The sequence below is a fragment of the Priestia sp. USM5 genome (genome assembly GCF_058323215.1).
Map to the genome: position 1 here is coordinate 37,143 of NZ_JBSGKN010000006.1, position 23,263 is coordinate 60,405.

Sequence of the window (23,263 nt, forward strand, 5' to 3'; positions counted from 1 at the left end):
GATTGCAAATACTGATCTTTAAGTTGAGAAAGTTTCTCAAACATTCCAGCGTGTTTTAATGATATTTTATAATTTACTATGCTATCATAAAGTAGAATATGCATTGGCACAGAACAATCTAGAGGTGATTATAAATGAAAGAAGATAAACAAGTATACGATATTACCATCATCGGAGGCGGCCCTACAGGCTTATTTACAGCATTTTATGGCGGTATGCGTCAGGCGAGCGTAAAAATTATTGAAAGCTTACCACAGCTCGGTGGACAGCTTTCTGCTTTATATCCTGAAAAATATATTTATGACGTAGCTGGGTTTCCAAAAGTACGTGCTCAAGAATTAGTCAATAACCTAAAAGAGCAAATGGATCAATTTAAACCTGCAGTTGCACTAGAGCAAGCAGTAGAAAAGGTAGAAAAACAAGCGGACGGTGTATTCCGATTAACTACTAATTCTGAAGTCCACTATTCAAAAACAATTATTATTACGGCTGGAAACGGTGCATTTAAGCCCCGTAAAATTGAGCTAGAAAACGCAGAACAATTCGAGCAAACGAACCTTCATTATTTTGTGGATGATATGAATAAATTCAAAGGCCGCAAAGTATTAGTATGCGGGGGTGGGGATTCTGCTGTAGACTGGTCTCTTATGTTAGAGCCGATCGCAGAAAAAGTAACGTTAACGCATCGACGAGACAAGTTCCGCGCTCATGAACATAGCGTAGAAAACTTGCATAATTCATCAGTTGATATTAAAACACCATATGTACCGGTTGAATTTATTGGAGATGACCGTATTACACAAGTTGTGTTAGAAAATACAAAAGGTGAAGAAAAGACAGTAGTAGACGTAGATGATGTTATTGTAAACTTTGGATTTGTTTCTTCTCTAGGTCCAATTAAAGAATGGGACTTAGATTTAGAGAAAAATGCAATTGTTGTTAATTCAAAGCAAGAAACAAATATTCCTGGCATCTATGCAGCAGGTGATGTCTGCACATATGATGGAAAAGTAAAACTCATCGTGGCAGGATTTGGCGAAGGTCCGACTGCCGTTAATAACGCTAAAGCATACATTGACCCAAAGGCTCGCTTACAGCCTATGCACAGTACGTCAATGTTCTCATAAAAAAAGCAGGCTCTCGCCTGCTTTTTTTCATTGCTGGATTGGTGTAACCATTCGATGAATGATTTCACTCATCATTTCTGCATCACTGCTTATTAAACAGATTTCATAAAAGGAATGGTTTCCTTCTTGACTAGTTACGCTCATTCTGTAGGCCTTCAAGCCTTCGAGCTTGCTTAAATATTTTACTACCTCTGATTGACCGACAATACGTTCAATCAGCAGAATATGCTCTCCTTCCACTGCTCCATAGCTTTCGGCCAGAGATGCATTAGCATTTTCATAATAGCGAATGTAAGGTTCAGAATGGTTAAGAGGCGCAGAGGACGAGTTTTGATGACAGACTTCACCTGAGGAAAAAGGCAAATGTTGAACAAATAAATGCGATTCACTGAAGTGAATACTTTTTGCATCCTTAGACTCCATTTTCCTATTTTCAAGTTTTAACCAGTTTATAAACCCCTTCCATAGAATAGGCAGGGTATTTTTTTTACGAAAACTTCCATAACCTCCTACTTGTTCCGCGTCGTAACGAGTCGCATCTATCAAATCCGTTCATCTCCTCTTTTTTATTGAGTATAAAAAAGACTGATTATTCGGTCAATAAGTTTGGTAGATGATGTAACATACAAAAATTTCTCACTAAAAAAGCTTTCTTCACCAGATGAGGTGAAGAAAGCTTTTTTATAAAAATATACTTAGCACTCTTCAGGAGCACCTGCGTTGCTTGCTGTACGGAAAGAAGAGCCGCAGCCGCATGCTGCAATGGCGTTCGGGTTATCAATTGTAAACCCTCCGCCTAGCATAGATTGCTTGTAATCAATTTTTACATCTTTTAAAATTGGAGCACTTTCGCTATCTACAAGAATCTTAATGCCATGTTGTTCAAACAGCGTATCGTTTTCATTTACTTCGTGTGCAAAACCCATGCCATAAGAAAGACCTGAGCAGCCTCCTCCATTTACAGTAACACGTAAATAAGCATTTTCTTCTTCATGTTCTTTCATCATATCTTTTATTTGAAAGCTTGCAGCTTCTGTAATTGTTAGGATATCTTGACTCATTTTTAAACAGACCTCCTTTTTTGTTTAGTATACGACGAAATGTCTGTGACGACAAATCGTCTGCTTCTTCATTTTTAATAATAATACGTGCCGTCGCAAATCACATTGGCTGGACCTGTCATTAACACATTGCCTTTATTTTGCCAAACAATCGTTAAATCTCCTCCAGCGAGGTGTACAACAGTAGGCACATCTTTTTTCGTCTTCTCATTTAACACAGAAGAAACAACAGCAGCGCATGCTCCTGTCCCGCATGCTTGAGTGATACCCGAACCTCTTTCCCATACGCGAAAGTTCAGCTCTCTTTCGTTCACTACCTCGACAAATTCAACGTTTACTCCTTCTGGAAAACGCGCATCTTTTTCAACTACCGGACCTAGTGTAGTAAGAGGCGCTTGTTCAATATCATTTACATAAAAGACGACGTGAGGATTTCCCATTGATACAGCCGTCCCTTTTAACCGTTCTTTTCCAAATTCCATCTCTTCATCAACAACTTGGTATTGGCTTGCTCCCGTCATTGGAATTTGTTCTCTAGCTAAAATAGGCTCTCCCATATCGATTGTTACTTCTGGAACTTCATTTCCCTGCGGATGCACCGTTGCTTCTACAACTCCAGAAAGCGTTTCGATAAAAAATCTTTCGCTTGTTACTAAATTATGTTCGTATGCATATTTAGCTACACATCTTAAACCGTTTCCGCAGTTTTTTGCTTCCGAGCCGTCATTATTAAATACGCGCATTTTCACATCTGCGCGTTCAGATGGACAAATAAGAATCATTCCATCCGATCCGATTCCCGTATAAACATTTGAGACTTTTACAGCAAGCGGTGCTAACTCTTGCTCTTCTATATGTTCTTCAAACATATTTACGTAGATATAGTTGTTGCCAAGTGCATGCATTTTTGTAAACTGAAATTTTTTCATATTATCACCCATTATTTTTTTATGTAGCTCTAGTATAAAGTGATTCTCTTTTGTACACAATAATATCATCCCCCGTTTTTTTAGCTCCTTAATCATAAAGATTAAGGGGTTTTTTATTTTGTCCTCCTTTAGAGTATTAAAAAACAAAAGAAGCTTTATGATTACAAAGAGGATGGTTAAAGCGCATATATTTGCGCAAAAACGCATAAAAAAGCACGGCAAGACTAGCCGTGCTTACATCATCTATTCTATTAGCCTCATGTCCCTCTCCTGCTAAAAAGAGATACGACAGCGGGGGTAGTTTAAAACATTGGGTTTTCTTCTAAATGAATGTAGATATTATCTACTAACTGTTCAGGTGTTTCCGCCGTAACAATCTCTCCATTTACCAAGGCAAATAAAGATTGTGAACATTTCCCGCAATAACCTAAACATCCGTATTCAATAATATCTAGATTTGGATCTTTTTCAAGCTTTTCTAAAGCTGCTTGAGAACCGCTGGCTAAATTGCTAACGCAAAATTCAATAATTGGCTGTATCACGTTTTTTCACCTCTCTGCTATTAGTTTATCCTATCTCCTTTCATTTTCAACGTCAACTTTAGAAATTCACGTTCATTTCGCGCGCGCTTTTTAGATTTATAGACTTTTTTCAAAAACGCATAAATAAGCTTTATTACGTGGATAGCTTGAAATTATGTTGAAACATATTGTGGTTTTTTATTAATTTAGTTATACTTTTATGTATAGAAAACCAAACGAGGTTATATTAAATTATTATTTAAGTAAAATATGTTATCTTATATAGCCTTTCATATCTTTTTGGCAACCATCCTTATTAACGGTAATTTGTACCCTCCTATTCTTAAAAGCAAGAATAATAGAGAGAAAACAAAAATGCATGAAGCTAAAGGGGAAATTCACATGAAGAACCTTGTCATACTGGGCGGCGGATACGGTGGTATGCGCATTTTGCAGCGCCTTTTTCCGAATCAATTGCCTAACGATGTAGAAGTAACGCTTATTGACAAAGCACCTTATCACTCACTAAAAACTGAATTCTATGCACTTGCAGCTGGAACAATCTCTGATCAACATGTCCGTGTTGCTTTTCCTGAACACCCTCGCTTAAAAATCCGCTACGGCTGTGTAAAACGAATAGACCTGAAAGAGAAATGCGTCTATGTGGATGATCAAATGATCGCTTACGATGACCTGATTGTAGGACTCGGATGCGAAGATAAATATCATGGAGTTCCCGGAGCTCTTGAGCATACATACAGCATTCAATCCATTGATGCTTCACGAGCAACTTATCAGACATTAAACAACTTACCGGCCCACGCTACTGTTTCAATTGTCGGAGCTGGATTAAGCGGCGTAGAACTGGCAAGTGAGCTAAGAGAAAGCCGCCCGGATTTAAAAATCATCTTATTTGACCGCGGTAAATTAATTTTATCTGCTTTCCCAGAACGTTTAAGCAATTACGTTCAAACTTGGTTTACTTCAAACGGTGTCGAAATTGTAAATAGTGCTAATATTACAAAAGTAGAACCGAACATTCTTTATAATCATGATGAGCCCGTTCAAAGCGATGCAATCGTGTGGACAGCAGGCATTCAGCCAAATAAAGTGGTACGCGATTTAGACGTGGAAAAAGATCCTCAAGGACGCGTCGTATTGACAAAATACCATAACTTGCCTGACGATGAAAATGTCTACATTTTGGGTGACTGTGCAAGCCTACCGCACGCCCCAAGTGCTCAGCTTGCAGAAGGTCAGGCTGAACAAATTGTGCAAGTGCTTCTTCACCGCTGGAAAGGCGAAGCGCTTCCTGATGAATTGCCAACTATTAAATTAAAAGGCATACTTGGTTCATTAGGCAAAAAGCATGGGTTTGGCTTAGTTGCCGAACGTCCGATTACAGGACGCGTAGCTCGATTATTGAAATCAGGTATTCTTTGGATGTATAAACACCACAGTGGATAAAACAAAAGCCGTTAGATGACTGACAATCTAACGGCTTTTTTCGTTATGATGCGCGGAAACCATACTTCTCCATTTCCTCAAATACGCGCTTTAATTTCGGATTACCTTCCCCAACAATTTCTCCATTAATGACCACTACAGGATAGAATAAATCTTCTTCAATCACACGCTTGGCAAAAGCTGCTTTTTCCGGATCCGTATGCGGCTCGTTTATATCTACATACGTGATAGCAAACGGTTGGTTCGGATATTTACGAGAAATAGCTGCCTCTAGCCAATCATAGGTGTCTTTTGAAGACGGCAGGTTAACACAGCTTGCACAAACAATTTCAGCTCCATAAATACACACTTCTACCTCAGTTGACTGCATAGCACATCCCCCTTGAATCTTTACATATAAACTGTACGATTATTCACACTTTTACTTCATTATGAATACTATTTTACACAAAACTGATTCATTGCACATCTTTTTCTTTTAAGGTAACATTACGATGTATACTCCAATAGATTTTTCATGAAAGACCGTTTATAATAAGAGTAGAAGAAAGGAGTCGATAGTTATGTCAGAAATGCACGAGCAAGTTCAAGAAGTATTAGAAAAACTTCGTCCGTTTTTACTTCGCGACGGTGGAGACTGTGAGCTAGTAGACGTAGAGGATGGTATTGTAAAATTACGTCTTTTAGGCGCTTGCGGAAGCTGCCCAAGTTCAACAATTACGCTAAAAGCTGGTATCGAACGTGCCCTTTTAGAAGAAGTACCTGGTGTAGTTGAAGTAGAACAAGTATTCTAATCTCTTTGATTTTATTATAAAAGCAACCTCCCATTTTATTGGGGCTTGCAAATGAAAAATCCTCATTCAAATGAATGAGGATTTTTTTATTAGCTCGTTGTGACTTCAGCTTCTACAAATACACCTTTGCGGTCAATTTGTAAAACATCTATTTCACAGTTCGGCAGTAAAGCATACATATGTTCAGCAATCGCTTTTCCTTTTCCTTTTGGTGCTAAACATAATACACTCGGACCGGCTCCGCTTAGTGACACACCGTATGCGCCGAGAGCTTTTGCTTCTTTTCGCACAAGAGAAAGCTCTGGCACGAGTCTCATACGATAAGGTTCGTGATATAAATCTTTCTCCATAAATTCGCCTACCAGAGGTAAATCTTTATTTAACAGAGCTGCTACTAGCATGTTGCCTATTGCTCCAGCTTCTACTGCATGGCGATAATTAATATCGGAAGGCAGCACATCACGGGCATCCGTTGTTTTTAATTCATATTCTGGAATAGCCATCACAATATCGACATCAAATTCAGGTATTTGAGCAATATATGTTTCCTTTTCATGATGGTAACCAACAACGATGCCGCCGTAAATAGACGGGCTGACGTTATCGGGATGTCCTTCCATTAAGCTGCTGATGCGAAGCTTTTCTCTTTTTGATAAACGCAAGTCACACAGTACATTGGCCAGCTCGATTCCAGCTACGATAGCCGATGCACTGCTTCCAAGTCCCCTTGCTAACGGAATATTGCTCCAAACATTGACCTTCGCACTTGGAAGATCAATGTTAAATTGACGAGCCACGTCTTGTGCCACTTCATACATTAAGTTATCTGTACCTGTAGGAATACTTTGCACTTCTTTCGTTTCAGGGATAAAAACCCATTCGTCATGACGCTCTACTGTTAATCTTAAGTAGCGGGATAAAGCCACTCCAATGGAATCAAATCCTGGCCCTAAATTAGCAGAGCTAGCTGGGACCGTAATGACAAAACGCTCATTTTCTAGCATGAAGCAACGACACCTTGGATATACTCAAATACCTTTTCTTCATCATTTGGTAAAACCACTGGCTTTACGTTATGAGCATCGATTGCTACATTTGGATCTTTTAATCCATTACCTGTTAGTACAGCTACAACCGTTGAACCTTTTGCAATTTTACCAGAAGCTACATCTTTAAACACACCAGCAATTGAAGCGCAAGAACCTGGCTCTGCAAATACGCCTTCTTTGCGTGCAATTGTACGATATGCTTCTAAGATTTGTTCATCTGTCACTTCATCAATTTTTCCGTTTGATTCTTTTGCTGCGTTTACAGCATAATCCCAGCTTGCTGGATTTCCGATTCGAATAGCCGTTGCAATTGTTTCTGGATTTTCGATAACTTGATTACGCACGATCGCCGCTGCACCCTCTGCTTCAAAACCATGCATGTGAGGAAGAGACGTTTGGTGACGCTCACTGTATTCTTTGAATCCTTTCCAGTAAGCTGTAATGTTCCCTGCGTTCCCTACCGGAATAGCTAAAACATCAGGCGCTTTTCCAAGCTGTTCACAAATTTCGAAAGAAGCTGTTTTTTGCCCTTCAATACGGTATGGGTTTACAGAGTTTACAAGTGCAACAGGTGATGTTTCACTTAGCTTACGAACCATAGAAAGCGCTTGGTCAAAGTTTCCTTCAATTGCTACAATTTCTGCACCATACATAACAGCTTGAGCTAATTTCCCCATCGCAATTTTTCCATTTGGAATAACAACGATACAGCGCATGCCAGCGCGTGATGCATAAGCTGCTGCAGCTGCGGATGTGTTACCTGTAGATGCACAAATAACCGTATTGCTTCCTTCTTCTTTTGCTTTGGCTACAGCCATTACCATTCCGCGGTCTTTAAATGACCCCGTTGGATTTAGCCCTTCTACTTTTACATGTAAGTCAATGCCTAGCTCTTTTGATAAATGAGCAAGATGAATTAAAGGCGTATTTCCTTCATGTAGCGTAAGCATAGGTGTTTTCTCTGTTACAGGTAAAAATTCTTTATATTCAGCTAATAGACCTTTCCACATCATACTGTGCCAACTCCCTCTACGCGGTAACTGCTTTTTACATTTTCTACAATTGGTAAATCCCGAAGCTGCTGAAGGATTTCCTCATAATCTTTTTGAGATGTTTTGTGTGTAACAACAACAATCTCAGCTAATTCGCTTCCTTTCACAGGAAGTTGGATAATTTTTTCGAAGCTCACGCCACGCTCTGAAAATAGTGTTGTTAATTTTGCAAATGCGCCAACTTGATCTTTAACATGAATACGTAAGAAATGCTTTGAGAACATTTCATCTTCTGCTTTTAACTGTTTTGGATACTGAGGTGTTACCGCACTTTTACCATTCACACCTAAACGCATGTTTTTCATAACGCCTACTAAATCGGATACGACAGCAGTGGCAGTTGGCAGGCTTCCTGCCCCCGGTCCGTAGAACATCGTTTCTCCAACAGCTTCTCCGTATACATACACAGCATTGTACTCATCGCTTACGGAAGCAAGGGGATGTGTATCTGCTAAAAGAGTTGGCTGAACACTAACTTCTACATTGTCGCCGTCACGATGTGCATATCCAATCAGTTTCATCGTATAGCCTAATTGTTTACTATATTGCAAGTCTTCTTCCGTTACTTCTGTAATACCTTGAACACGAACATCGTCCAAGTCAATTTTCATTGAAAACCCTAGTGTAGCCAAGATTGCCATTTTGCGAGCAGCATCTAAACCACCTACGTCAGAAGTTGGATCAGCTTCAGCATATCCTAAATCCTGCGCTTCTTTTAACACTTCATCATAAGCGCTTCCTTCTTTTGTCATTTTCGTTAAAATGAAGTTTGTTGTTCCATTGACAATTCCCATCATTTTGGTAATACGATCAGATGCTAACCCATCTGCTAATCCACGAAGAATTGGAATACCGCCTGCTACACTTGCTTCATAAAATAAATCACAGTTGTTTTCAGAAGCTACCGTTAACAATTCTGAGCCGTAAACTGCCATTAAATCTTTGTTTGCCGTTACCACATGCTTTTTATTACGAAGGGCTGTTAAGATATAATCCCTTGTTTCTTCAACTCCACCCATTACTTCAATGACAACGTCAATCTCCGCGTTATGTAAAACGTCTTCAACATTCGTTGTTAATCTATCTTCACTAATTTCTACGTCACGCTTCTTATCAATATCTTTAACTACTACTTTTTTAACTTCTACTGGGCACCCGACTTGATGACTTAATTTGTCCTGATGATTTTCAATAATTTTGACTACTCCGCTTCCTACCGTTCCTAATCCTAATAATCCTACTGAAATACTTTTTGTCATATTCCTCACCTCTGTGTTCTTTCTACGTATACATTTGTTCTCTTATAGAGGACATTATAGACCTTATTTTTCTTTTTTACAAGGTTTACTGGACATCTTTTCTCGTAAACTTGTTAAAAAAATTGGTATATAAAGATAAATGTAAATTTTTAAAATATTTCATTTTATTATCATAACATGGCTACCACTGTTTTTTAATAAAAAAAAGACAATTTCACCGAAATGAAATTGCCTTTTTCCATTATGATTTTTTCGCAAACGCTTCTTTATTTACAATTGTAATAGGAGACTCTTTTGTGAGCACTGCTTTAATGTTTTTTACGCATAAAGAAATCATTTCCGTGCGCGTTTCGATACTCGCACTGCCGATGTGAGGAAGCGCTACAACATTAGGCAATTGAAGAAGAGGGTGAGAAGCAGAAATAGGCTCTTGATCGAATACATCCAAGCCAGCTCCGGCAATTTCACCTGATTGAATTGCATGTAACAGTGCTTGCTCATCAACCACTGCTCCTCTTGAAGCATTAATAAAAATCGCTGTTGTTTTCATCTGTTTAAATGCTTCAGCATTAAATAAATGTTTGGTTTCGTCCGTTAACGGTGTCAAACAAACAATAAAATCAGATCGCTCAAGCAGCTCATTTAACTCACAGTAAACTGCATCGAGCTTTTGTTCTGCTTGGAGGTTGCGGCTCCGATTGTGATACAAGATTTCCATATCAAAACCTGTAGCACGTTTCGCAAGCGTCTCTCCAATTTTCCCCATTCCAACAATACCTAATGTTTTATGGTGAACATCTCTACCCGCTAACAAAAATGGGCTCCAGCTTTTCCACTGATTTTCTTTTACGTATTCAGCAGCTTCTACTAAACGTCTAGCTACACTCATTAACAAACCAAACGTTAAATCCGCTGTTGTATCAGATAAAACATCGGGTGTATTAGAAACGATAACTCCGCGTTCAGTTGCCGCTTCTATGTCAATATTATCGAATCCGACCGCTAAGTTAGCTACAAGCTTTAAATGAGGAGCTTGCGTAAGCAATTCACTGTCAATACGGTCTGAAAGCATTGTTAATAGAGCATGTGCGTGCTTAGCTTTTTCACAAAGCAGCTCATGAGGGACTGCCTCATCTTCTTTATCCCACATTTCCACATTCGCTACTGCCTTTAAAGGTTCAATTAATTCATTCGGTATTTTTCTCGTAATAAATACAAACGGCTTGTCCATATGTACGCCACCTCTTTATCCTTTTTAAACTGCATGCACAAAAACAAAATAGAAAAACGGGTTTGGATTATCCAACACCTATTTTTCTATTTTATCATATTCTATAGTAATCGCTTTTTAATGAATCCATGTTAATTCAGGAATGTGATAACGAGACGTTGAAATGCCTACCGACTGGTAAAAGCGCTTCAGAAAAGCTTCGTAGTGAGAAGAATGAGCTAATACTCCTTCAAGCTTCTCATAATACTTTTGTTTTTCCCGCTCATCTTGTACACTGTAGTATCCTTCAATGACCTCAAAATAATGAACGGGAAAAAGAAGTCTAGCATATAACAGTCTCCATGAAAAAGAAGAAAGTGGATTTACCTTTTCGTATTCACTTAAAAACTGATGCATGTGCCTTTCATCGACAGCGTATGTTAATAAATATTGTTCCCTTATATATTCAGCTATATCTCTGCTAGGGTGATCGAAAACCCAGTCTGCCGGGAGCTTGTAAACGTGGTCTTCCCCCCATGTTTTTTGGCCGAACCGATGATGACAAATCGTCGCAGCGTCAACTGACCGGGGCAAATCGTCAATTTCCGTGTCTACTAGGTATTGAATAGCATTTTCCGTTAATCCTAGGTAATAAGGAAAAGTTTCTAAAAAACGTTTTTCCATCTCTTGATTAGGTAAAGCACGTAATCTTCCATACCAAAATTGCTCCATCTGGTCGAGACGCTTCTCCCACATGGACTTCCATTGCCCTAGCCGGTTTGCTTTTTCCACTTCATAAGGAAACAGCCTCCCTTTTTGATGAAAAACAGCTAGCTCGTGCCCAGGTGAAAAATTGGGGTTTTTCTCTTCCGCAAGACAGCGGCAAATGATAAATTTTTCAGTTTCAGTTTCTGTAATCATTTCTCCATTTAAATTAGGCATAAATGTTGCCACATGGCGATCACCTTGGCCCATCAGAAATTGACTCATTTGATATAGTTCATTTAACTCGTCTTGTTCCATTTGCTTTACATTAATGATTGTATATAAAATATCTCGATACTGAAAACCTTCAAATTTACCAACGGGCATAAATTCATTTGGACGTAATCCGTAATGCTCATAAATGGTTTGTATCATTTTAATCCCTCTCTTCATTCATTCAAGAAATTATATGATGGAAAACAACATTACTTGTCATAATATTTACGGAGGAATGAATAGATTAGAAATACACCATTTATAGTTATTTACTCCGGGTTAGTAGTATGAAACAACTTTAGACTTAAAAATATATAGAAAACAGGTGATGATACTTGGAGAAAAAACATACACAAAGTGAATTAGAAAAAAAAGCAAGAGAATGGTTAATAGAACGCGGCGTGGCTCTTACAGACATTGCTGAACTGGTCTATTACTTGCAAAAAAAGTATCACCCAAACTTAACAATCGAAGACTGTTTATATAACGTTGAGCGCGTCATTTCTAAACGAGAAGTTCAAAATGCTATTTTAACGGGTATTCAACTAGATGTCCTCACGGAAAAAAAAGTGATTGAGCCGCCTCTGTTGGATATTCTTGAGAAAGATGAAGGTTTATACGGTATCGACGAAATTTTAGCATTATCGATTGTAAATGTGTACGGATCAATCGGCTTTACCAATTACGGGTATATTGATAAACAAAAGCCGGGTATTTTAGAAAGATTAAACGATAAATCTACTGGAGAGTGCCACACTTTCTTAGATGATTTAGTAGGCGCAATTGCTGCCGCTGCTTCTAGCCGGTTAGCGCATCGGGCTGCCAGTCAAGAATAGGTTTTAAAAACAAAAAAAGCTGTCAATTGACAGCTTTTTAAATTCGCTCCATCCACTCTTTTAGTGAATCTACCGTATAAGTTGGCTTTTTCTCATATCCTTCTAGTAACTCTCTTGTTGTTACCCCTGTATGGACTAATAATGTATCTAAGCCTGCATTCATCCCTGCTAAAATATCTGTATCATAGTAATCACCAATCATGATTGTTTCTTCTTTTGGCGTACCGATGACTTCAAGGGCTTGCTCCATAATAATACTTTCTGGTTTACCAATAAATACTGGATTTGTTTGAGTAGAAACCGTAATAACGGACGTGATAGATCCATTACCAGGCAGTAAGCCTCTTTCAGTAGGAATCGCAATATCTCCGTTCGTCGAAACAAAAAAGGCGCCGTTTCGAACGTTTAAACATGCTTTTGCTAATTTTTCATATGTAATTTCCTGATCCAAACCAACAACTACGAAATCCGTATCTTCCTCTTCAATGGTAAATCCTTTTTCAAGCAACGCATGTCGGATTCCTTCTCCACCAATTACATAAGCTGAAGCGTTTGCTTTGCGTTCATGCAAATAATTAGCTGTTGCCTGGCTTGTTGTAAAAACTTGCTCTTCTGTTACAGGAATGCCAAATGCCTCTAGCTTTTCAGCTACTTTATCGGGCGTTTTTGTTGAGTTGTTTGTTACAAATAAATAAGGAATTCCTTTTTCCTTTAATTTAATAACAAAATCACGCGCCTCGGCAATTAGCTCTGTTCCTTTGTACATGGTTCCATCTAAATCAATCAAATATCCTTTATATTCCTTCATGTTGTGTGATCTCCTTTCAAGTCTCATACTTGAAATCATAGCTTATTTTTTATACAACTACAAATTGCTTGCCTTTAGTTACGAAAAGCAGACACAGGTCCTAACTCTGTCTCTAGATATGTCCTTACGCGCTCTGAAAATGCCGCCAGTACGTCTTTATGCTGCATCACTTTTTGATAAATATCCTGATGATTAACATCCACATATTCTTGAACAAGGCTTTTACGCAATTGAACAATCTCTTTTAATGGTGTTTCTTCCTCTTTTTTAACCACTTTCTCATCAACTAAAATGTCAATGATATCATCGTAACTGCCTGGGTCTCTCATAATAAAACCATCAATCATTGCATTTCCTACATCTAAAACGTTTTCAATTAAAAGATGTACAATTCTCTCTAATGCCTTTTTCTCTATTTCTGTGTTCCAGCTCGAATGCTCAGCAAACAAACGAACGTGTTCATCAAAAAAAACAAGCGTGGCTTCTATTTTTTCACGATCTACAAAGTACATATTATTTCCTCCCTAGTTGTCAGCTCTGTATAAATCTTCTTTCATAAACAAACGGGGTTCCTGTTCTATTTTATCATGACCCATTATCCATTTGATAAATTCATTTTTGTTTTTGACCTTATTTGATATGATACAAATACAACCTATGAAAGGAGTATACCTATGAGCGAACGCTTTTATCTATATGACGATGTCGTCTCTACAAAGACCCGGTTTGTCAGCTTTATGGGCGAAAATCAACGATTTGATTTAGCTATTATCCAAACCGACCGTTATTATGGCAAACAAGTTGTTCTTGATATTCAAGGAGGACGCTTTGCCATTATTGGACAAGATGACCTTGAAGAACCCCACTATCTTGAAGAAGTATTTAAACTAAACAGCGAAGATGGTCAGGAACTTCGCGAATTTTTATATGAAATCATCTAAAAAAAAAGGCAGCGTGAAGGACAATTAGTGTCTTCGGCTTGCCTTTTTTTACTTATGGACTTTTTTTAAGACAAAATACGCACAGCCAAAATTACAATATTCATGTAAATAATCTTGAAGCGTACTAATCTTCGTATCATACGTTGCCTTCTGGTTACGATCATCAAAAAAGCCTCGCAGTCGAAGCTGATTGTATCCCCAATCTCCCACAATATAGTCATAGCGGCTCAGCACGTCGATAAAGCGACCTCTAAACGCCTCTTCATTAAATGCCTCGCGCTCATCTTTTAATACTTCATAACAAATATTATTGATACAGACCATTGCTCACACCTCTTCTCTTAAAATTTACCATACCATAATTATGATGATGAAACCATCAATTAACATGAAATTTTTCACGTATAAGCAGCACTCTAATCCTGTAGGAGTTTTATCGGTATACCTACTGATCTTTTATGCTCCACATGAAGGTTCGCCGGTTTACCTGGCGTACGATATTTAACTACAGGAGGTGGAAATGGTGAAGAAATCTATTCTTGGAATCGCTTTAATAACAAGTATTTTAACCATTGGCTGTCAAAATAAAAACACAGCTGAAAATGAAAATTTATCACCAAACAACCCAGATGCCATTAATGTAAACGAGCCTAATCATTATTATAATCCAAATAATAATAGCGGCACAAATTATGGATATGTCCGATACACTAAAAACACAAATGAACAAAGTTCCAATATGAACCAAGTAGGAACATTTAACCGAGAGGAAGCAGCCGACAATATTAGTAAACTGAGCACCGCTATCCCAAATATTAAACAAGCCGCTACGCTAGTAACGGATAAAGATGTGCTTGTTGCTTATAAAACAGATGCTAAAAACAGGAATAACGCAGCCGATCAGGTAAAACGTACAGCTATGTCTGTAGTCCCTCGTTATTATCATGTATACGTCTCAGATAATCCGAAACAGATGGACCAAATCGAAAATATCAGTGAAATGAATACACAAACAAATGATGCTAGAAAACGAATCGATGCTGTTATTCAACAAATGCTAAAATCTCCCCAAGGGCGTAAAATGAACGGCGGAGAAGATGCAAATGGAAGAGAGAAAAACGAATTGAATGAACCGATGACGGACAAAGATATGGTGGAATAGACAAAAAAGTTGAGACGTAACTAAAAGAATGTAATCGAAAGACGAAGAAATGAGACACATGAGCTGAACCGCTTGTGACACCGCAGTTGATTTCCGTGCAAGGCTTCGCTTTCCGCGGGCGGCCGCTGAGCCTCCTCGTCGCTTGCGCTCCAATCAACTGCTAGAAGGAACAAAACTGATAAATTTTACGTTAACCGTAACAAAAAAACGAACCACTAATCAAACAATTTGATTAATGGTTCGTTTTTCACTTCGGCTAAACTACTTTCGTCCCAGCCTCTTTTTACCTTATTTGCTTTCTTGTGCTTTATTTTTGGCAGCAGCGTTAACTTGCTCATCTGCATGGTAAGAAGAACGTACAAGAGGACCTGCTTCGACATGGCTGAATCCTTTTGATAATGCAATTTCTTTTAGCTCTTCAAACTCATTTGGATGGTAATATTTCTGAACTTTTATGTGCTTTTTAGTTGGCTGTAGATATTGGCCTAGCGTCATAATATCTACATTGTTCGCACGCAAATCATCCATCGTTTCAATAATTTCTTCTTTTGTTTCTCCTAGACCAAGCATGATACTTGATTTTGTAGGGATATCCGGCTGCATTTCTTTTGCACGGCGAAGGAACTCAAGAGAACGCTCATATTTAGCACGAGCACGAACACGAGGCGTAAGGCTGCGTACTGTTTCAATATTATGGTTTAAAATATCAGGACGTGCGTCCATTACAATACGTAAGTTCTCTTCCACACCGCCCATATCAGAAGGCAATACTTCAATTGTTGTGAATGGATTTTTACGACGAATCGCACGAATTGTTTCAGCTAATACGCTTGCTCCTCCGTCTTTTAAATCATCGCGAGCTACTACTGTGATAACCGCATGTTTTAAGTTCATTAGCTGAACAGAATCTGCTACGCGTTCTGGCTCTTCTAAATCTAATTCTGTTGGTAAACCTGTCTTAACCGCGCAAAAACGACAGGCACGTGTACATACTTCTCCTAAAATCATAAAAGTTGCCGTACGACGAACAGCCCAACACTCATGAATATTCGGACATCTTGCTTCTTCACAAACTGTATGAAGGTTTTTCTCACGCATCATTTTCTTTAAGCCTGTGTAATTTTCGTTTGTGTTTAGCTTAATCTTCAGCCACTCGGGTTTGCGGACATGCTCTTCTTTTGTTGCCATATTATCAACTCCACCAATCTAGAAAATGTCTATAACCTATATGCTTAATTTTAACTACATATTAAAAACATAACTATATGTCACTTTATCATAAAAAAGTGAGATTCGACAAGTTGTCTGCTCTTTATTTTCCTCAGTTTTCTTCTATTTTCCATCCAAATGTGTGCGTTTTCATCCTCCATATAATTTCCATTTATCTTCTGAATAAAATTCTTTTAAAAAGTTTTGAAGCGATTTCCATTAATTAATATTTATGAAATCTTTTTTCTCGCTGCAAACTAGTGTTACACACTATTTTTAGAAAGGGGGAAACACGATGCGCAAAACGATTATCTTACTTTTTATGTTCATGTCTATATTCACAGGATGGCACCACGTAACAGCTGAATCTTCAGCAGATCAAGAAAAAATGCTTATTCAAAAGAGATTAGAGCTGTATAACCAAATGGAAGCCGCTACTACAATTCCTTGGTATTACTTTGCTGGGATTGACCAGTATGAACGAAATATTCGACGCTCTCATAAAGATATTCCAAGAGAAAAAGGTGCGATCGCCATTTATTATCCTCCAGAAAAATGGTCAGGTTCTTTAAATCCAAATTTGGAAGATACAAACCCACTTACTATTTCTCTTCTCGGGGGAATGGGTAAAGATGGGAACGGAGACAAAAAAGCAGACCAATTTAATGATGAAGATATGCTTTTTACCATGGCAGATTATATTCGGACGTTCGGGGTGTCCGAAGACTATATTAAAATTGCGCTTTGGAACTATTATCACCGGGCTAAAGCGGTTGATATTATTTTAGGGAATGCTAAAATTTTTCGCCATTACGGTCGTATTGATTTAAAAGGTTCTTCATTTCCTGTCCCTCTCCGTGCGAACTACAGTTATCGCAGTACATGGGGAGATGCGCGCGGCTGGGGTGGAAAACGAATCCATGAAGGAACAGACATTTTTGCAGATTATGGAGTTCCAGTAAAATCCCCTTGCTATGGCATTATTGAGCTTAAAGGATGGAATAAATATGGAGGCTGGCGAATCGGTATTCGTGACCTTCATAATAACTATCACTATTTAGCTCATTTAAGCGGATTTGCAAAAAATTTAAAAGTAGGACAAATTGTAGAACCAGGAACACTTATTGGCGGAGTAGGAAGTTCAGGTTATGGACCTCCTGGAACTTCTGGGAAATTCCCTCCTCACTTGCATTACGGAATGTATAAAGATAACGGCAAAAATGAGTGGTCGTTTGACCCATATCCTCAGTTAAGAACGTGGGAAAGAAATGATCGTTTAGAACTAAAGAAAAAATAAAAAAACAGGAAGCTAATGCTTCCTGTTTTTTTATCCTGATGGTTTACTTTCTTTTGCTTTTTTCACAGCATGAGCAATACTCGCGGCCAAGCCGCCCCATATGATGACCATCCCTACAACCATCATTGTAATTGAACTTCCATCCATTATTTAGAAACCCCCTTCTCTTTAACTGACAAACGAGTCGCCCCATCTTTCCATCGTGCAAAAGAAAAAGCAATTCCTAAAATAACAGCCAGAGCTGCCACGCCCCAACCAAAAGGACCTACAAAAGTCGTTGCATACTGCTCGTAATTTTCTGAAATATTTTTTCGGAAGTTATCAAACATCATATACCCAAGTACAAGCGGTGTAACTACTCCTAAACATATCTTCCACCATGAACCGATTCGAATATCAGAAACTTCGTTTGCATGCTGCTGAAGGCTGCTCAGCTTTTTAAATACCCAAGCAACTAATACAACTTCTACTAAGCCTGCTAAAGCAACTCCGAAGTTATTAATGAAATAATCGACCACATCCAAGAAATAAAGTCCGCCCTGTGTTGCAAATAATAGGGAGCAAATTGAAGCGATTCCTCCGCCTATTAATACGGATTTTGTACGTGAGATAGTAAATTTATCTTGAATGCCTGCTACAAATGTTTCAATAATTGAAATAAGTGACGTTAATCCTGCTAATGTTAAGGAAGCAAAGAATAACATGCCAAACAGCTGTTTAAAGGCTGGAAATTCATTAATAATTTGCGGGAAAACAACAAAGGCTAGTCCTACCCCTCCCTGAACCACCTTATCGATTGGGATACCTTGCTGAGTGGCCATAAAACCAAGTGCGCTAAACACACCGATTCCTGCTAGTAATTCAAAAGCGGAATTACCGAATCCAGTAATAAACGCATTATTAGTTAAATCAGATTTCTTTGGAAGGTAACTGGAATAAGTGATCATAATAGCAAAACCAACAGATAAACTAAAGAAAATTTGACCATATGCTGCGATCCAAACCTTTCCATCTCCAATTGCGCTCCAGTTTGGTTTAAAAAAAGCGTGCAGACCTTCCATTGCTCCGTCCAATGTTACTGCTCGAATGACAATGATTAAAAATAGAACAATTAGTGTTGGTAAAAAGATTTTATTTGCCGCTTCAATTCCTTTTTTGATTCCTTTTAATAACACACCTAACGTCACAATCCATACAAGTACAAGCGGAATTAAAACATGTAATACGATGCTTCCTGTTTGTCCTGGTGCTTCGGCTAACTTTAAGTAATCTCCATATAAAAACGCTTCCGTATCCTTTCCCCAGCTTAACTTAAATGAAAAGATAAAATACGACATCGCCCATGCGATAATAACGGAATAGTAAACTGAAATAAAAAAGGAAATAGCTACTTGCCACCAGCCTAGCCACTCAGCCTTTGGACTTAGTCTCGCTAATGATAAAGGAGAAGAACCTTTATATTTATGACCTATAGCAAACTCCATGATTAAAATAGGAATCCCTGCCGTCAACAAAGCAAATAAATAGGGAAGAAAAAATGCTCCTCCTCCGTTTTCATATGCAGTAGCTGGAAACCTCCATATATTCCCTAGTCCAATTGCTGAACCTGCTGCTGCTAAAATAAACCCTGCTCTTGATCCCCACTGCGGCCTATTTTCCACCGTAATTCCCCCTCTTGTTCTCTCCCTACTCTCTTTTTATCGCAGATCAACGAGAATTTTTATAATTTTTAGATTATTCTTTCTATAACTTCCTATCTCAAATTATAGAAGGGAGAAGATAGTATGTCAAAATATTTTTTATAGAAAATTCAGACAAATTAACCAATGAATAAAAGCAGGTATGAAAGTCTTTTTGAACTTCCGTACCTGCTTTTTTAATAATACTTTATCACGTTAATATAATATTGTTAATTTTTCTTCGGAAGTTCAATCGCCGGAGAAGACGAGTTTCCACCGTTAAAATAGTCAGGAACATTTCCAGGAATAACGGTGCCTCCGACTGGGATTGTAGCCGTAACGGTTGTTTTTTTAGTTGCAAATGGGATAATGATTTGCATGTTTACTTTCACTTTGATAGATACTTCAAGAAACGCATTATTTATTCCATACTCCTCGATTTTTCGCACTACGTCTGTTTGAACGTCACCAATAGCATGAAATTTAACCGGAATCAGCGGACCCAGATTTCCAAGCAGCGCATTATTAGTCGCTTGCCCAAGCGGAACTTGGTAGACAATTCCTTGATTCCGCAACTTTTCATTTTTTTCAATACGAATATCTGTTGGAAGTTCAAGTGCATCTAAATTCCCTTTCTCTGCTTCTTTTAAGTTAGCCTGGACAAATGACGTAGTTTGAGCTCTAACTCGGTTCACAAGCGCTGTGTCAATTTTGGCTACTTGACCGTTAGGTGTAGATTCCACTTTAATGACATCTACGTCGAGCTGATCGAGTACCTGTTTATTCACCGCTTTATTAATAACTAAAGTTGCAATCTCTTTTGTTTGTGCTTCAGCATATTTCATCAACGTTGGTTCAATCCCTCTATTAATTAGCCATAATCCTACCCCTGTGGAAAGCATAAAAAAAAGAAAGGTGAGCAACAGAACGTAACGAAAAGGAAGCGGGCCTTTTCTTGTTAATTTCCGACGAAGTTTAACCAAAAAAAATCCCTCCTTACAAGCTATATGTATGCATGTATAAGGAGGTTCACGCTTCTTTTAAAAAGTTTTATCTTAAATTCTCGACTATATTAAAGCATTTTCAATAAAGCATCTTTGCCAATTGTGCCTTTAAAAATCCCTCTTTTTTCAGCTTCAAGCGTTACAGATTCAAGCGGCGCTTCAAGAAGCTGCTCAATTGTACGTACACCTACAGCTCTTCCAGCTATTATTTGACGATCAGCTAATTTATCATTTAATAGACCTACGTCTAGTGCTCCGCACATAATGTAGCCTTTATCTGATGAAATGGTTAACAAAGTTGTTTTTGGCAGCAATACGGTAACTGCATTAAACGTATGACCTTCAATTACGATAGGCGCTAAGGTAATCATAGTAGCTCACTCCTTTCTTAATCAATTTATGATTTTGAAAGAAAAAAGTGAGGTTTTACATATACTTTTCTACCTATTTAACGTTTAGAGTAATCCTTATACATTTTATAGACCTCGGTGCTAAAATTCGTTAAAAAAATCTAGTTGCTTAGGAGCTAAATTCTCATATTCAATATTTAATAAGCTCATGAGCTGTTTGGCATTATGTACAGCATCTCCGCCGGAGTTATTATTAAATAACAAGTAAATGTCCTTCGTTTGTTTTTGCAGCTTTTCAAGACGTTCTTTCCACTCTAGGAGCTCTTTTTCATTGTAGCGATACAAAAACCTTACCGCTCGCCAATTGCCTTCTGCGGGCTTATTCCAACCGTGTACGTTTCGTCCATGAAAACGTATAAGTGTTTTCTGTTTATCTGTAGCATGAATCACAGTGGGAATAGATCCTTCTCCTGCCTGCGGTTCATCACAAATACCATGAATCCACTTCTCTTGTTCCATAAACGTTAACGTTTTATCATAGAAAAATGGTTTAAACCAAGATTGATTTCGAAACTCCAGCGCTACTGGCAAATCTCCAAACTTCTCACGGCTATACCTCAAATAGGCTACGTTTTCTTTTGTACAGTCAAACCAAGGCGGCATTTGAAATAAAATCATACCAAGCTTATTTGAACTTACGTACGGCTTCACTGATTCTAAAAATGCATGAAACATTTCTTCTTTGCTATCAAACGGATTTCCTTCTCTCATATGCCCCGTCATGCCTTGATAGGCTTTTACCACAAAACGAAAAGATTCCGGCGTATCATTCATCCACTTTTCTACATTTGATTTAGGTTGAATGGCGTAAAAAGATGAATCGACTTCAACAATTGGAAAATGGCCTGCGTATACGGCAAGCTTGTCTCTTGATGAAACACCCGCTTCATATAATGAATCATGATCTCCCCAGCCTGTAACTCCAATATAAATCATGCCATTCCTCCTCTATTTTCTTAGATTGCTTTTCTTTATTTTAATACAAACGATACAAAAAAACTCGTTTGCTTAAACAGCAAACGAGTTTTTATCTATTATTAACCGATTGAACCTTCCATTTCAAATTTGATTAGACGGTTCATCTCTACTGCATATTCCATTGGAAGCTCTTTTGTAAATGGTTCAATAAAGCCCATTACAATCATTTCTGTCGCTTCTTCTTCAGAAATACCGCGGCTCATTAGATAGAATAATTGTTCTTCAGATACTTTTGATACTTTCGCTTCGTGTTCAAGTGAGATGTTGTCATTTAAAATCTCATTGTACGGAATTGTATCAGAAGTTGATTGGTTATCCATAATTAGCGTATCACACTCAATGTTCGCACGTGCACCTTCTGCTTTACGGCCAAAGTGTACGATACCGCGGTATGTTACTTTACCGCCTTGTTTTGAAATTGATTTTGATACGATCGTTGAAGATGTGTTTGGTGCTAAGTGAATCATTTTTGCACCAGCATCTTGGTGCTGTCCTTTACCAGCAAGGGCAATAGATAATGTCATACCGCGTGCGCCTTCGCCTTTTAAGATAACAGCTGGATATTTCATTGTTAACTTAGAACCGATGTTTCCATCAATCCATTCCATTGTTGCGTTTGCTTCACAAACTGCACGTTTTGTTACAAGGTTGTATACGTTGTTCGCCCAGTTTTGAATTGTTGTATAGCGGCAATACGCGTCTTTTTTGATGATGATTTCTACAACGGCACTGTGAAGAGAGTTCGTTGTATAAACAGGTGCTGTACAGCCCTCTACATAGTGGACGTGTGAGCCTTCATCAGCAATAATTAACGTACGCTCAAACTGTCCCATATTTTCAGAGTTAATACGGAAATAAGCTTGTAATGGTGTATCTACTTTTACGCCTTTTGGTACGTAAATGAATGATCCACCAGACCAAACCGCTGAGTTAAGAGCAGAGAATTTGTTATCCGTTGGCGGGATAACTTTTCCAAAATGCTCGCGGAAAATATCTTCGTTTTCTTTTAGCGCCGTATCTGTATCTTTAAATACGATACCTTGCGCTTCAAGATCTTCTTTCATATTGTGATAAACAACTTCAGATTCGTACTGAGCTGATACACCCGCAAGATATTTTTGCTCTGCTTCAGGAATACCAAGTTTATCAAACGTTTGTTTAATTTCTTCAGGAACTTCATCCCAAGAGCGTTCAGACTTCTCAGATGGTTTTACGTAGTACGTAATTTCATCAAAGTCTAAGCTTGCCATGTCTCCGCCCCACTGTGGCATTGGCATGTTGTAGAAGTGCTCTAGAGATTTCAAACGGAAGTCAAGCATCCATTGTGGTTCCTCTTTCATACGAGAAATTTCTTCTACGATTTCTTTTGTTAAACCGCGTTTAGAGCGGAAAATTGATACGTCTTTATCGGAAAATCCATATTTATAATCGCCGATTTCTGGCATTTTTTTAGCCATCTTTTATTACCCCCTACTTGATAGGATTGGGA

The 23,263-nt window shown here is 38.3% G+C and carries 27 protein-coding genes; 7 read left to right on the top strand and 20 right to left on the bottom strand.

What is annotated here, in order from left to right:
- Positions 1-134 precede the first annotated feature (134 nt).
- A complete protein-coding gene (locus tag ACWATA_RS27525; RefSeq protein WP_013059618.1) occupies positions 135-1,127 on the top strand; it encodes an NAD(P)/FAD-dependent oxidoreductase in 993 nt (330 codons plus the stop codon).
- Between the two features lie 27 nt (positions 1,128-1,154).
- On the opposite strand, the gene ACWATA_RS27530 is transcribed toward ACWATA_RS27525, so the two are convergent.
- The 4 genes from ACWATA_RS27530 to ACWATA_RS27545 form a co-directional block, all read right to left on the bottom strand.
- A complete protein-coding gene (locus ACWATA_RS27530) occupies positions 1,155-1,673 on the bottom strand; it encodes a hypothetical protein (RefSeq protein ID WP_033580455.1) in 519 nt (172 codons plus the stop codon).
- A 149-nt stretch (positions 1,674-1,822) separates the two neighbouring features.
- Positions 1,823-2,188 (bottom strand): HesB/IscA family protein, encoded by a 366-nt coding sequence (locus ACWATA_RS27535; protein ID WP_025752687.1) that lies wholly within the window; start codon positions 2,186-2,188, stop codon positions 1,823-1,825.
- Positions 2,189-2,262: 74 nt separating this feature from the next.
- On the bottom strand, positions 2,263-3,117 hold the full coding sequence (gene dapF, locus ACWATA_RS27540; RefSeq protein WP_098627080.1) for a diaminopimelate epimerase: 855 nt from the start codon (positions 3,115-3,117) through the stop codon (positions 2,263-2,265).
- A gap of 302 nt (positions 3,118-3,419) precedes the next feature.
- The gene (locus tag ACWATA_RS27545) at positions 3,420-3,659 is read right to left on the bottom strand and encodes a YuzB family protein (RefSeq protein WP_033580454.1); all 240 of its coding nucleotides are present in this window, start codon (positions 3,657-3,659) and stop codon (positions 3,420-3,422) included.
- A 381-nt stretch (positions 3,660-4,040) separates the two neighbouring features.
- Here ACWATA_RS27545 and ACWATA_RS27550 point away from each other — a divergent pair, with 381 nt between their 5' ends.
- The gene (locus tag ACWATA_RS27550) at positions 4,041-5,105 is read left to right on the top strand and encodes an NAD(P)/FAD-dependent oxidoreductase (protein WP_028412619.1); all 1,065 of its coding nucleotides are present in this window, start codon (positions 4,041-4,043) and stop codon (positions 5,103-5,105) included.
- Between the two features lie 43 nt (positions 5,106-5,148).
- Here the strand turns inward: ACWATA_RS27550 and ACWATA_RS27555 are convergent, their stop codons facing one another.
- Positions 5,149-5,475, bottom strand: a complete 327-nt coding sequence (locus ACWATA_RS27555; protein ID WP_028412620.1) for a YuzD family protein — start codon at positions 5,473-5,475, stop codon at positions 5,149-5,151.
- A gap of 193 nt (positions 5,476-5,668) precedes the next feature.
- On the opposite strand from ACWATA_RS27555, the gene ACWATA_RS27560 reads away from it, so the two are divergent.
- Positions 5,669-5,899, top strand: a complete 231-nt coding sequence (locus ACWATA_RS27560; RefSeq protein ID WP_013059625.1) for a NifU family protein — start codon at positions 5,669-5,671, stop codon at positions 5,897-5,899.
- Positions 5,900-5,988: 89 nt separating this feature from the next.
- Here ACWATA_RS27560 and thrB read toward each other — a convergent pair whose 3' ends face one another.
- The 5 genes from thrB to yutH all read right to left on the bottom strand — a co-directional run bounded on the left by thrB (position 5,989) and on the right by yutH (position 11,609).
- Positions 5,989-6,903, bottom strand: coding sequence for a homoserine kinase (gene thrB, locus ACWATA_RS27565; protein ID WP_033580452.1), 915 nt, complete (start codon positions 6,901-6,903; stop codon positions 5,989-5,991).
- The gene (thrC, locus tag ACWATA_RS27570) at positions 6,897-7,958 is read right to left on the bottom strand and encodes a threonine synthase (RefSeq protein ID WP_025752680.1); all 1,062 of its coding nucleotides are present in this window, start codon (positions 7,956-7,958) and stop codon (positions 6,897-6,899) included. Before thrC ends, thrB begins: the two co-directional genes overlap by 7 nt.
- The gene (locus tag ACWATA_RS27575) at positions 7,958-9,259 is read right to left on the bottom strand and encodes a homoserine dehydrogenase (RefSeq protein WP_014457900.1); all 1,302 of its coding nucleotides are present in this window, start codon (positions 9,257-9,259) and stop codon (positions 7,958-7,960) included. The genes thrC and ACWATA_RS27575 overlap by 1 nt, the downstream gene beginning before the upstream one ends.
- Before the next feature lie 241 nt (positions 9,260-9,500).
- Positions 9,501-10,490 carry a 2-hydroxyacid dehydrogenase gene (locus ACWATA_RS27580; protein WP_165635035.1) on the bottom strand — a complete coding sequence of 330 codons (990 nt, stop codon included), beginning with the start codon at positions 10,488-10,490 and terminating at the stop codon, positions 9,501-9,503.
- A gap of 117 nt (positions 10,491-10,607) precedes the next feature.
- Positions 10,608-11,609 carry a spore coat putative kinase YutH gene (gene yutH / locus ACWATA_RS27585; RefSeq protein ID WP_028412623.1) on the bottom strand — a complete coding sequence of 334 codons (1,002 nt, stop codon included), beginning with the start codon at positions 11,607-11,609 and terminating at the stop codon, positions 10,608-10,610.
- A gap of 176 nt (positions 11,610-11,785) precedes the next feature.
- Between yutH and ACWATA_RS27590 the strand changes: the two genes are divergently transcribed.
- Positions 11,786-12,286 carry a phosphatidylglycerophosphatase A family protein gene (locus ACWATA_RS27590; protein WP_013059631.1) on the top strand — a complete coding sequence of 167 codons (501 nt, stop codon included), beginning with the start codon at positions 11,786-11,788 and terminating at the stop codon, positions 12,284-12,286.
- A gap of 37 nt (positions 12,287-12,323) precedes the next feature.
- Here the strand turns inward: ACWATA_RS27590 and ACWATA_RS27595 are convergent, their stop codons facing one another.
- Both ACWATA_RS27595 and ACWATA_RS27600 read right to left on the bottom strand, forming a co-directional pair.
- Complete coding sequence (locus ACWATA_RS27595; protein WP_367077591.1) at positions 12,324-13,094, bottom strand: TIGR01457 family HAD-type hydrolase; 771 nt, start codon at positions 13,092-13,094, stop codon at positions 12,324-12,326.
- A gap of 74 nt (positions 13,095-13,168) precedes the next feature.
- Entirely contained in the window at positions 13,169-13,606 is a 438-nt protein-coding gene (locus ACWATA_RS27600) for a DUF86 domain-containing protein (protein ID WP_013085332.1), read from the bottom strand.
- Between the two features lie 162 nt (positions 13,607-13,768).
- On the opposite strand from ACWATA_RS27600, the gene ACWATA_RS27605 reads away from it, so the two are divergent.
- A complete protein-coding gene (locus ACWATA_RS27605; RefSeq protein ID WP_033580450.1) occupies positions 13,769-14,035 on the top strand; it encodes a DUF3055 domain-containing protein in 267 nt (88 codons plus the stop codon).
- A 48-nt stretch (positions 14,036-14,083) separates the two neighbouring features.
- Here ACWATA_RS27605 and ACWATA_RS27610 read toward each other — a convergent pair whose 3' ends face one another.
- The gene (locus ACWATA_RS27610; protein ID WP_013059635.1) at positions 14,084-14,359 is read right to left on the bottom strand and encodes a YutD family protein; all 276 of its coding nucleotides are present in this window, start codon (positions 14,357-14,359) and stop codon (positions 14,084-14,086) included.
- Between the two features lie 196 nt (positions 14,360-14,555).
- Between ACWATA_RS27610 and ACWATA_RS27615 the strand changes: the two genes are divergently transcribed.
- Entirely contained in the window at positions 14,556-15,197 is a 642-nt protein-coding gene (locus ACWATA_RS27615; protein WP_033580449.1) for a YhcN/YlaJ family sporulation lipoprotein, read from the top strand.
- 288 nt (positions 15,198-15,485) lie between these two features.
- Here ACWATA_RS27615 and lipA read toward each other — a convergent pair whose 3' ends face one another.
- Positions 15,486-16,385: a lipoyl synthase gene (lipA, locus tag ACWATA_RS27620; RefSeq protein WP_013059637.1), complete on the bottom strand. Its 900-nt coding sequence runs from the start codon at positions 16,383-16,385 to the stop codon at positions 15,486-15,488.
- A gap of 316 nt (positions 16,386-16,701) precedes the next feature.
- On the opposite strand from lipA, the gene ACWATA_RS27625 reads away from it, so the two are divergent.
- Positions 16,702-17,703 (top strand): M23 family metallopeptidase, encoded by a 1,002-nt coding sequence (locus ACWATA_RS27625; protein ID WP_028412626.1) that lies wholly within the window; start codon positions 16,702-16,704, stop codon positions 17,701-17,703.
- Positions 17,704-17,733: 30 nt separating this feature from the next.
- On the opposite strand, the gene ACWATA_RS27630 is transcribed toward ACWATA_RS27625, so the two are convergent.
- The 6 genes from ACWATA_RS27630 to sufB all read right to left on the bottom strand — a co-directional run bounded on the left by ACWATA_RS27630 (position 17,734) and on the right by sufB (position 23,231).
- On the bottom strand, positions 17,734-17,850 hold the full coding sequence (locus ACWATA_RS27630; RefSeq protein WP_141483520.1) for a methionine/alanine import family NSS transporter small subunit: 117 nt from the start codon (positions 17,848-17,850) through the stop codon (positions 17,734-17,736).
- A complete protein-coding gene (locus ACWATA_RS27635) occupies positions 17,850-19,364 on the bottom strand; it encodes a sodium-dependent transporter (protein ID WP_028412627.1) in 1,515 nt (504 codons plus the stop codon). Before ACWATA_RS27635 ends, ACWATA_RS27630 begins: the two co-directional genes overlap by 1 nt.
- Before the next feature lie 248 nt (positions 19,365-19,612).
- The gene (gene yunB / locus ACWATA_RS27640) at positions 19,613-20,365 is read right to left on the bottom strand and encodes a sporulation protein YunB (protein WP_034264201.1); all 753 of its coding nucleotides are present in this window, start codon (positions 20,363-20,365) and stop codon (positions 19,613-19,615) included.
- Positions 20,366-20,454: 89 nt separating this feature from the next.
- The gene (locus tag ACWATA_RS27645) at positions 20,455-20,757 is read right to left on the bottom strand and encodes a YunC family protein (protein WP_013059641.1); all 303 of its coding nucleotides are present in this window, start codon (positions 20,755-20,757) and stop codon (positions 20,455-20,457) included.
- A gap of 120 nt (positions 20,758-20,877) precedes the next feature.
- Complete coding sequence (locus tag ACWATA_RS27650; protein ID WP_311265249.1) at positions 20,878-21,732, bottom strand: DUF72 domain-containing protein; 855 nt, start codon at positions 21,730-21,732, stop codon at positions 20,878-20,880.
- A gap of 101 nt (positions 21,733-21,833) precedes the next feature.
- Positions 21,834-23,231, bottom strand: a complete 1,398-nt coding sequence (gene sufB, locus ACWATA_RS27655; protein WP_013059643.1) for a Fe-S cluster assembly protein SufB — start codon at positions 23,229-23,231, stop codon at positions 21,834-21,836.
- Between the last annotated feature and the right edge of the window lie 32 nt (positions 23,232-23,263).